At 35.3% G+C, this 10,472-nt stretch carries 8 protein-coding genes, 1 tRNA gene, 1 rRNA gene and 1 other RNA gene; all 11 read left to right on the forward strand.

The genetic code is table 11. The features are described from left to right. Nucleotides 1-4 precede the first annotated feature (4 nt). Nucleotides 5-1,477, forward strand: coding sequence for a glutamate synthase subunit beta (locus tag BB045_RS04325; RefSeq protein ID WP_075140529.1), 1,473 nt, complete (start codon nucleotides 5-7; stop codon nucleotides 1,475-1,477). 102 nt (nucleotides 1,478-1,579) lie between these two features. After that, nucleotides 1,580-1,672: transfer RNA gene (locus tag BB045_RS04330), tRNA-Ser, on the forward strand. Between the two features lie 198 nt (nucleotides 1,673-1,870). After that, a complete protein-coding gene (gene treP, locus BB045_RS04335; RefSeq protein WP_075140530.1) occupies nucleotides 1,871-3,319 on the forward strand; it encodes a PTS system trehalose-specific EIIBC component in 1,449 nt (482 codons plus the stop codon). 93 nt (nucleotides 3,320-3,412) lie between these two features. After that, complete coding sequence (gene treC / locus BB045_RS04340) at nucleotides 3,413-5,047, forward strand: alpha,alpha-phosphotrehalase (protein WP_075140531.1); 1,635 nt, start codon at nucleotides 3,413-3,415, stop codon at nucleotides 5,045-5,047. 32 nt (nucleotides 5,048-5,079) lie between these two features. Then, the gene (gene treR, locus BB045_RS04345; protein WP_075140532.1) at nucleotides 5,080-5,805 is read left to right on the forward strand and encodes a trehalose operon repressor; all 726 of its coding nucleotides are present in this window, start codon (nucleotides 5,080-5,082) and stop codon (nucleotides 5,803-5,805) included. Between the two features lie 90 nt (nucleotides 5,806-5,895). Then, an RNA gene (gene ffs / locus BB045_RS04350) (signal recognition particle sRNA large type) lies at nucleotides 5,896-6,165 on the forward strand. 305 nt (nucleotides 6,166-6,470) lie between these two features. After that, nucleotides 6,471-6,998, forward strand: coding sequence for a GNAT family N-acetyltransferase (locus BB045_RS04355; RefSeq protein WP_070442177.1), 528 nt, complete (start codon nucleotides 6,471-6,473; stop codon nucleotides 6,996-6,998). A 68-nt stretch (nucleotides 6,999-7,066) separates the two neighbouring features. Next, nucleotides 7,067-8,782 carry a DNA polymerase III subunit gamma/tau gene (dnaX, locus tag BB045_RS04360; RefSeq protein WP_075140533.1) on the forward strand — a complete coding sequence of 572 codons (1,716 nt, stop codon included), beginning with the start codon at nucleotides 7,067-7,069 and terminating at the stop codon, nucleotides 8,780-8,782. A 152-nt stretch (nucleotides 8,783-8,934) separates the two neighbouring features. Next, nucleotides 8,935-9,252, forward strand: coding sequence for a YbaB/EbfC family nucleoid-associated protein (locus BB045_RS04365; RefSeq protein WP_075140534.1), 318 nt, complete (start codon nucleotides 8,935-8,937; stop codon nucleotides 9,250-9,252). A 6-nt stretch (nucleotides 9,253-9,258) separates the two neighbouring features. Further along, entirely contained in the window at nucleotides 9,259-9,855 is a 597-nt protein-coding gene (gene recR / locus BB045_RS04370) for a recombination mediator RecR (RefSeq protein WP_011276782.1), read from the forward strand. Nucleotides 9,856-10,366: 511 nt separating this feature from the next. After that, nucleotides 10,367-10,472, forward strand: a 16S ribosomal RNA gene (locus BB045_RS04375); the annotation flags it as partial.

Below are 10,472 nucleotides of genomic sequence, written 5' to 3' on the forward strand. Positions count from 1 at the left end.
TGTTATGGGTGAGTTTAAAGGATTTATGAAATATGAAAAGCAATCATTATCTGAACTGTCTTTAGTTGAACGCCTAAAACATCATGATGCGTTTCAACAACGTTTTTCACGTGATGAGGCGTCTGTTCAAGGCGCGCGATGTATGGATTGTGGGACACCATTCTGTCAAACAGGTCTTCCTTTCGGTAGAGAAACCATTGGTTGCCCTATTGGTAATTATATTCCTGAGTGGAATGATTTGGTTTATCGTCAGGATTTCAAAGCTGCATATCAACGTTTAAGTGAAACAAATAATTTTCCTGAATTTACAGGACGTGTTTGTCCTGCACCTTGCGAACAATCTTGTGTTATGATGATTAATCGTGAATCAGTCGCAATTAAAGGAATAGAACGCACAATTATTGATGAAGCATATGATAACGGTTGGGTTAAACCTAAATATCCTAAGCAACGGTTAGAACAATCTGTAGCGATTGTTGGGAGTGGTCCTGCAGGCCTCTCTGCAGCTGAAGAGCTCAATTACATGGGTTATCAAGTGACGGTGTTTGAAAGAGCCGCAGAAGCGGGTGGTTTATTAATGTATGGAATTCCCAATATGAAATTAGATAAGGATGTTGTACGTCGCCGTATTACACTGATGACAGAAGCAGGTATTACATTTAAAACGAATACCAACATTGGTGTGGATATCTCACGCGAAGAATTAGAACAGACATATGACGCTATTATCTTATGTACAGGAGCTCAAAAAGCACGTGACTTGCCATTAGAAGGACGTATGGGTCAAGGTATTCACTTTGCTATGGATTATTTAACCGAGCAGACTCAATTACTAAATGGTGAAATTGACGAACCAACTATTACGGCTAAAGGAAAAAATGTAATCATCATCGGTGCTGGTGATACTGGCGCGGATTGTGTTGCTACTGCCTTACGTGAAAATTGTAAGTCAATTGTGCAATTTAACAAATATATGAAAGCACCTGAAGAAATTGCGTTTGAAAGTAATACGTCGTGGCCACTTGCATTACCTGTTTTCAAAATGGATTATGCTCATAAAGAATATGAAGCACGTTTCGGTAGAGAGCCTCGCGCTTATGGTGTTCAAACTATGCGATATGATGTTGATTATATTGGTAATGTGTGTGGTGTATATACACAAATCTTAGAGGAAACACCAGAAGGAATGGTTGTCGTAGATGGTACTGAAAGACATTGGCCAGCAGATCTTGTTCTTTTATCGATAGGCTTCGAAGGTACCGAACCTACAGTACCCAAATCTTTTGATATTGCTACACAACAAAATAAAATCATCGCCAACGATAAAGATTATCGCACTAATAAAGAAAAAATATTTGCAGCTGGGGATGCGAGAAGAGGTCAAAGTCTTGTAGTTTGGGCGATTAAAGAAGGACGTGCTGTTGCTCAATCTGTCGATAAATTCTTGGAAAAAAGGTATTCGTGTAAGTTACTTTAAAAATAAGATAGTAATGAAAATAAAATGGATATTTTTACACTTTAAACTTAAAAGTAATTGACTTCCGATGAACCGTGGTATATGATATTTATTGTGTTCATTGGAGGAATACCCAAGTCCGGCTGAAGGGATCGGTCTTGAAAACCGACAGGGCCTTAACGGGCCGCGGGGGTTCGAATCCCTCTTCCTCCGCCATTATAATTAAAATCCAAGACTAATAAATATAAAAAAGACAAGTACTCAATTTATAACATATTGAGTACTTGTCTTTTTTATTGCCTCCGAAGTCAGTGATAAATTTAATGCACAAACTAGCACACAATAATGAAAACCTTTACAAAACTTGTCTAGACAAGTTATACTTGAGTTATTATAAACAAGGGAGTGAAGGGTGTGGCTGTAAAAAGAAAAGACGTGCAGGACATCGTTAAAGCAATTGGTGGGAAAGAAAATATTGACACTGCAACACATTGTGTTACTCGATTGCGTTTAGTTTTAAAAGATGACAATAAAGTCGACAAAGATGCAATAGACGACAACGCACTTGTCAAAGGCCAATTTAAAGCGGATAACCAATACCAAATTGTTATTGGGCCTGGTACTGTAGACGAAGTATATAAGCAATTTATTCAAGAAACGGGTGTAGAAGAATCGTCAAAAGATGATGCAAAAGCTGCTGCATCGAAGAAAGGTAATCCGTTACAACGACTTATAAAATTATTGGGAGATATTTTTATACCGATTTTACCGGCATTAGTTACAGCGGGTCTTTTAATGGGGATTAATAATTTACTTACCATGAAAGACTTATTTGGTCCTAAACCACTTGTGGAACAGTTTCCACAGTTAGGTGATATATCAAATATTATTAACGTAATTGCAAGTACAGCATTTATCTTCTTACCAGCTTTAATTGGTTGGAGTAGTATGAAAGTGTTTGGTGGCAGTCCTATTTTGGGATTGGTACTAGGGCTTATTTTGATGCATCCACAATTAGTTTCACAATACGATATTGCTAAAGGACATATTCCGACATGGAATCTTTTTGGTTTAGAAATTAAGCAATTAAATTATCAAGGTCAAGTGTTGCCTGTTTTAATTGCGGCCTATGTCTTATCACTCATTGAAAAAGCATTAAATAAAGTTGTTCATGATTCTATTAAAATGTTGGTTGTTGGACCAGTAGCGCTACTCGTAACAGGTTTCTTAGCATTTATTATTATTGGTCCGATTGCACTTGCAGTAGGTACAGGTATAACTGGAGCAGTACAATTTGTTTTTGAGCACGCTGGTTGGTTAGGCGGTGCACTTTATGGTTTCTTCTATGCACCACTTGTTATTACAGGATTACACCATATGTTCTTAGCAGTAGATTTCCAATTAATGGGTAGTAAACTAGGTGGTACATATTTATGGCCTATCGTTGCGATTTCTAATATTTGCCAAGGTTCGGCTGCTTTTGGAGCATGGTTTATTTATAAACGACGTAAAATGGTAAAAGAAGAAGGTTTAGCATTAACTTCAAGTGTATCATCATTTTTAGGTGTTACAGAGCCTGCAATGTTTGGTGTAAACTTACCGTTAAAAGTACCTTTCTTCGCTGCTATTTGTACATCAAGCGTTTTAGGTGCCATTATTGGCGCTAATAAGGTGTTAGGCAGTGTTGGTGTAGGTGGTGTTCCAGCATTCATATCAATCCACAGTGAATTTTGGTTCATTTATATACCAGTCACATTACTTGCCATGGTGATACCAGCTATTTTGACAATCATCTTTGCAAGATTTACAACAATTAAAGCTAAAAAAATGGTGGCAACGCCAGACGAAGCTGTAGCGAAATAATTAATACAAATGAAGACGTTCAAATTTCACATGTTAAGTGTTTGAGCGTCTTTAATGCATATAAAACTATAATTAAATGGAAGGTGACTATCTATGGCACATAAAGATTGGAAGAAATCGGTAGTTTATCAAATTTATCCTAAATCATTTAACGACACTACAGGTAATGGTGAGGGTGATATAAATGGCATTATTGAGAAGTTGGACTATATTCAATATTTAGGCGTCGATTATATTTGGCTAACTCCTGTTTATGAATCCCCAATGAATGATAATGGGTACGATATTAGTAATTATTTAAAAATAAATGAACGCTTTGGTACATTGGAAGGTCTTGAAACTTTAATAAGCGAAGCGCATAAGCGTGATTTGAAAGTCATGTTAGATATAGTTATTAATCATACGTCTACAGAACACCGATGGTTTAAAGAAGCGATTAGTTCTAAAGATAACCCTTATCGTGATTATTATTACTTCAAGCCTTCTCAAGATGGCCCTCCAACTAATTGGGAATCTAAGTTTGGTGGAAATGCTTGGCAATATGATGAGAAGACGGATGAATATTATTTACATTTATTTGATGTTACACAAGCAGATTTAAATTGGGATAATGAAAAGGTTAGACAATCTTTATATGAGGTTGTTAATCATTGGATTCAATTTGGTGTAGATGGTTTCCGCTTTGATGTAATTAATCTTATTTCAAAAGGTGAATTTAAAGATTCACCACAAATTGGTAAAGAATTTTATACTGACGGTCCACGTGTACATGAATATCTCCATGAACTTAATCGTCATACATTTGGTGATAAAGATATGATGACGGTAGGAGAAATGTCCTCTACAACAATTGATAACTGTATCAATTATACAAGACCAGATCGACAAGAGTTAAGTAGTGTCTTTAATTTCCATCATTTAAAAGTAGATTATGTCGATGGAGAAAAGTGGTCGAACGCTAAATTAGACTTTTTAAAATTAAAAGAAATTTTGATGGATTGGCAAATTGGAATATTTGAAGGTGGAGGATGGAATGCGATTTTCTGGTGTAATCATGATCAGCCACGCGTTGTTTCTCGTTTTGGCGATGATTCTACAGAAGAGAATCGTCAAGCAAGTGCTAAAATGTTGGCAATCGCATTACACATGTTGCAAGGAACACCTTATATCTATCAAGGTGAAGAAATTGGCATGACAGATCCACACTTTGATTCTATTCAGCAATATCGCGATGTTGAGTCGCGTAATGCTTACGATAATCTAGTGCAACAAGGTATTGATGAAAGTGAAGTTCTAACAATTTTAGGTCAAAAATCACGTGACAATTCTAGAACACCTATTCAATGGACATCGGAGAAACAAGCAGGTTTCACTTCAGGTACGCCATGGATTGATATTCCTAACAATGCAGAACACATTAATGTAGAAGCGGCAATCGAAGATACTACCTCTGTACTACACACGTATCGCGAACTTATCAAATTACGTCATGAACACGATATCATCACGTATGGTGATATCGAGCCGATGTATATGGAACATCCACAGTTATTCATTTATCGTCGAAATTATGACAACCAAACGTGGCTAGTCGTTGCTAACTTTTCAAAAGAAACAATAAAATTACCTGAAGACCTTAATAGTGAGGGGACGACGATAATTCAAAGCGGGACAATAGAAAATGGTGAAATATCTCCATTTGGTGCAGTAGTGATTAATGTTCAATAAAAAGTAAATAGGTTGATGTAATGGAGAAACAAATGGCAACACAAAAATTCATAACAATATATGAACAACTTAAACAACGAATACATGAGGGCGAATACACATACGGACAACAACTACCTTCAGAACATGAATTATTAACGCTGTATGGAGCGTCGCGTGAGACTGTTAGAAAAGCATTGGATTTATTAGCAAATGATGGCATGATTCAAAAAATTAGGGGTAAGGGGTCCATTGTAATAGATCAAGGTATCACGGAGTTTCCGTTCTCAGAATTGATTAGCTTCAAAGAAGTGCAAGAGGAACTTGGTCTCAAGCATGAAACGGAAGTGCTCATTAACGAATTGGTTAAAGCAAACTCAGTTCCTCATGTTAAAAAGCAATTGAATATTAGTAGTGATGATGTACTAATCCATGTAGTACGCACGAGAAATGTCAATCAAAAGGTCAAAATTTTGGATGAAGATTACTTTTTAACTTCAATAGTGTCCGATATTTCGAATTCAGTGGCAAAAGATTCTATATATCATTACTTAGAAACGCAATTAGGATTAGATATCAGTTATTCAAGTAAGTCGATTACCTTTGAGCCTTTTACTGAAAGAGAATATGATGTTTTTGGGAAAATACAACCGCCATATACCGCAACAGTGAGAAGTGTCGTTTATTTAAATAATACGATGCCATTCCAATACAATGTGTCGAAGCATTTAGCGACAGAGTTTAAATTCCAAGAATTTTCAAGACGACACAAATTATAAGATGAAATTGTACTGGTTTCGATTCATTGAATTACTAATTGAAACTTTACGCTTGCAATCTGAAGAAAGTTTATAGTATTATAAAACTTACCGTGCTAGGTGGGGAGGTAGCGGTTCCCTGTACTCGAAATCCGCTTTATGCGAGACTTAATTCCTTTGTTGAGGGTGTGTTTTTGTGAAGTCTGCCCGAAGCACGTAGTGTTTGAAGATTTCGGTCCTATGCAATATGAACCCATGAATCATGTCAGGTCCTGACGGAAGCAGCATTAAGTGGATCCTCATATGTGCCGTAGGGTAGCCGAGATTTAGCTGTCGACTTCGGTAACGTTTGTGATACACACTCGATTCGAAGGTGCACGGTTTTTTAATATTTTAAACTAACCGAGACAAATAAAATTTTAAATATAAATTTAAGTGAGGAGTAGGACAGGAATTTTTATGAATTCATTGTCCTGCCCTGGCAAGATTGACTAAAATTAAAAATGCTTGTTATAAGTGTAGTTTTAATTTAGTCAACTACTGCCAATATATAATTGTAGCCTGAGACATTGATTTTGTCCCAGGCTCGTTTTTTGTATAGAATATGTATGAATGAGTATAAAATGGGAAAGTGGTTTGTTCGAATATAAAAGGGGACCGCTCGGACTAATCAAAGGGGTGTCATTATGCGACTGTTCTTAAGTACATTAACTGAAATGGATTATATTGAAACATTAAATAAGATTGAATCAAGTTACGATGACAAAGGTCAAGGTGTTGGTCAAAAGCAAAGAGAACTCATTTCAAGATTACGCAGAGCATTAAACTATAATTATGAACTTGAAGTGATTGCAAAAAATGAAGCTGGCGATATTATAGGGCACATCATGCTCAGTGAAATTAACCTAAAGGCGGATGATCAACGGTACAAAGCTTTGGAATTAGCTTCTCTTATAGTAGATAAACCATATCGTAATGAGGGATTAGGTAAAGCTTTAGTTCAAGCTGTTGAAGAACGTGCTAAATCTCAACATTATACGACTATTGTTGTGGGATGCTGCCCGGCATATTTCGAAGAAGTAGGTTATGAACCGGCGGACAAACATAATATTTTTTCAAAAGAAACCAATCCATCCGCTTTGCGTGTGAAATTCTTATGGGATCAACTGGATGAATACCCCCATGGAATTGTGCAAGATGCTGATATGACTTAATAAATTCATTGAAACTTAGATGATAATGCGTGATATAATGTAGAGTAATTGTTAACGGAGGTGCGGATGTGAATTATCAAGCTTTGTATCGAATGTTTAGACCCCAAAGTTTCCAAGATGTTGTGGGTCAAGAACATGTAACTAAGACGTTACGTAACGCCATTTCCAAAGGTAAACAGTCTCATGCCTATATCTTTAGTGGACCTCGTGGGACTGGTAAAACTAGTATTGCTAAAGTATTTGCTAAAGCGATAAACTGTTTAAATCCTCAAGACGGTGAACCATGTAATGAATGTGCGATATGTAAAGGCATTACACAAGGTACGAATGGTGATGTTATCGAAATTGATGCTGCGAGTAATAATGGTGTAGATGAGATTCGAAATATTAGAGATAAAGTGAAGTATGCACCTAGTGAGTCGAAATATAAAGTGTATATTATTGACGAGGTACATATGCTAACAACTGGGGCTTTTAATGCGTTATTAAAGACGCTTGAAGAACCACCAGCACATGCCATATTTATCCTTGCTACAACTGAACCACACAAAATCCCGCCTACAATTATTTCGCGTGCACAACGTTTTGACTTTAAAGCGATTGGTACTGAACAAATTACTGATCGTTTACGCTTTGTCGCTGAAGAACAACAGTTAGATTATGATAATGAAGCACTTGAGTTTATTGCGAAAGCATCTGAAGGTGGAATGCGAGATGCATTAAGTATCATGGACCAAGCTATCGCATTTGGTGATGAGCACCTTACGCTACAAGACGCATTAGACGTAACAGGTAGTGTAGATGAAGCGGCTTTAAATGAATTATTTAAAGATGTCGTTGATGGTAATGTTAAAAATGCATTTACACGCTATCATCAATTTATTTCTGAAGGAAAAGAAGTTAACCGTCTTATAAATGACATGATTTATTTTGTTCGCGATACAATTATGAATAAAACTGTAAATAATCACGCTGAATTTGATGCGTTAATGAATTTTGATTTAGACATGCTCTATCATATGATTGATATTATTAATGATACATTAGTTTCAATACGATTTAGTGTGAATCAAAATGTTCACTTTGAAGTGCTATTAGTGAAAATTGCTGAAATGATGAAATCACAACCTGATACCGTTACTAATGTAGCAACGACTCAAGTTGCATCACTACCTAATAACGAAGTGTTATTGCAACGTATGGAACAATTAGAAAATGAACTGAAAACACTTAAAGCACAAGGTATTGCTCAAGCAAGTTCTAAACAACAATCATCACAAGCAAACACACGTGGTAAACGTCAGAATAAAGGCACATTTTCAATGACAAATATTGCTAAGGTATTAGATGAAGCAAATAAAGAAGATATTCAATTATTGAAGAAACATTGGCTAGAAGTAGTAGATTATGCGAAAAAGAATGATAAAAAATCATTAGTAAGTTTATTACAAAACTCAATTCCTGTAGCTGCTAGTGAAAAACGAGTATTAATTCAATTTGATGAAGAAATTCACTGTGAAATTGTGAATAGAGATGATGAGAAAAGAACTAGCATTGAAAATGTAGTAAGAAATATCATCAATAAGAATGTTGAAGTAGTTGGGGTCCCTTCAGATCAATGGATGAGAGTGCGAACAGAATATATTAATAGTAGAAAACAGTATGATAAAGAAGAACATCAAACGCCATCTGATGATAGAGAAGAGCAACAAGACACTGATGTAGCACAGAAAGCACGTGATTTATTTGGAGAAGAAACAGTTCATTTAATAGACGAAGAATAGAATTTATTTTATGAATAGAATGAACTTACTTTAGTTAGTGAATTGTCGAAATGGGTCATGAAACAGAGATACATGACAATAAATATAAACGTATGTATAATAAAATATAAATTAAAAGATAATGTCGATACATTCAAGGAGGAAATGATATTATGCGCGGTGGCGGAAACATGCAACAAATGATGAAACAAATGCAAAAAATGCAAAAGAAAATGGCTCAAGAACAAGAAAAATTAAAAGAAGAACGCATTGTAGGTACATCTGGTGGTGGCATGGTAGCAGTTACAGTTACTGGTCATAAAGAAGTTGTAGATGTTGAAATTAAAGAAGAAGCAGTAGATCCAGATGATATTGAAATGCTACAGGATTTAGTTTTAGCAGCAACAAATGAAGCGATGAACAAAGCTGACGAATTAACTCAAGAACGTTTAGGTAAGCATACACAAGGCTTAAACATTCCGGGAATGTAATTATAGATGCATTATCCAGAACCGATATCTAAATTAATAGATAGTTTCATGAAACTGCCAGGCATTGGTCCCAAGACGGCTCAACGTCTGGCATTTCATACTTTAGATATGAAAGAAGACGATGTAGTCCAATTTGCTAAAGCATTGGTAGATGTTAAACGTGAGCTTACCTATTGTAGTGTATGTGGACATATAACTGAAAACGACCCTTGCTATATTTGCGAAGATAAGCAACGTGACCGTTCAGTTATATGTGTGGTCGAAGATGATAAAGATGTTATTGCAATGGAGAAGATGAGAGAATACAAAGGTCTCTATCATGTATTGCATGGATCTATCTCCCCGATGGATGGCATTGGGCCTGAAGATATTAATATCCCAACTTTAATAGATAGATTAAAAGATGAAGAGGTTAAAGAATTAATATTGGCAATGAATCCTAATTTAGAAGGTGAATCAACAGCAATGTATATATCTAGATTAGTGAAACCTATTGGAATTAAAGTAACTAGATTAGCTCAAGGACTTTCAGTAGGTGGAGATTTAGAATATGCAGATGAAGTTACTTTATCTAAAGCAATAGCTGGAAGAACAGAAATGTAAAATAGGATCGCTATTTACAAATTGTCAGTAAATATAGCTATTAAAGTTATATTTCGATTTGTAATAGCGATTTTTAATTTATCTTAAAAAAATCGTAAATTTTTTAAAGTTTGTTATTTGAGTGAATAAAATGTTGAATATAGGGTATTACATTCCGGTTTCTTTTTAAATACGAACAATAATTTATTTAAATATATATTTAGTTCGTTTATTAAGGTTTTATATAGATTTTTAATTATTGTTAGTGTAATTTTTACCGTTGTTAAAACGACTGAAAGCCTGTATAGTATATATTTGTTGAGCGAAAAAAAATCAACGAACATTAAAACACTTCAAAAATTAATAAAAAAGTTGTTGACTTTAAAGTTCATAACAAGTATAATTAATTATTGTGGTAATAAAAATGAACATTGAAAACTGAATGACAATATGTCAACGTTAATTCCAAAAACAGTAACTTAAATGTTACAAACACTATTTAGTATTATGTGCTAATCAAACATCATAAATTTTTATGGAGAGTTTGATCCTGGCTCAGGATGAACGCTGGCGGCGTGCCTAATACATGCAAGTCGAGCGAACAGATAAGGAGCTTGCTCCTTTGACGTTAGCGGCGG

It is taken from the genome of Staphylococcus sp. MB377, from assembly GCF_001922505.1.
GTDB classification, from domain to species: domain Bacteria; phylum Bacillota; class Bacilli; order Staphylococcales; family Staphylococcaceae; genus Staphylococcus; species Staphylococcus haemolyticus.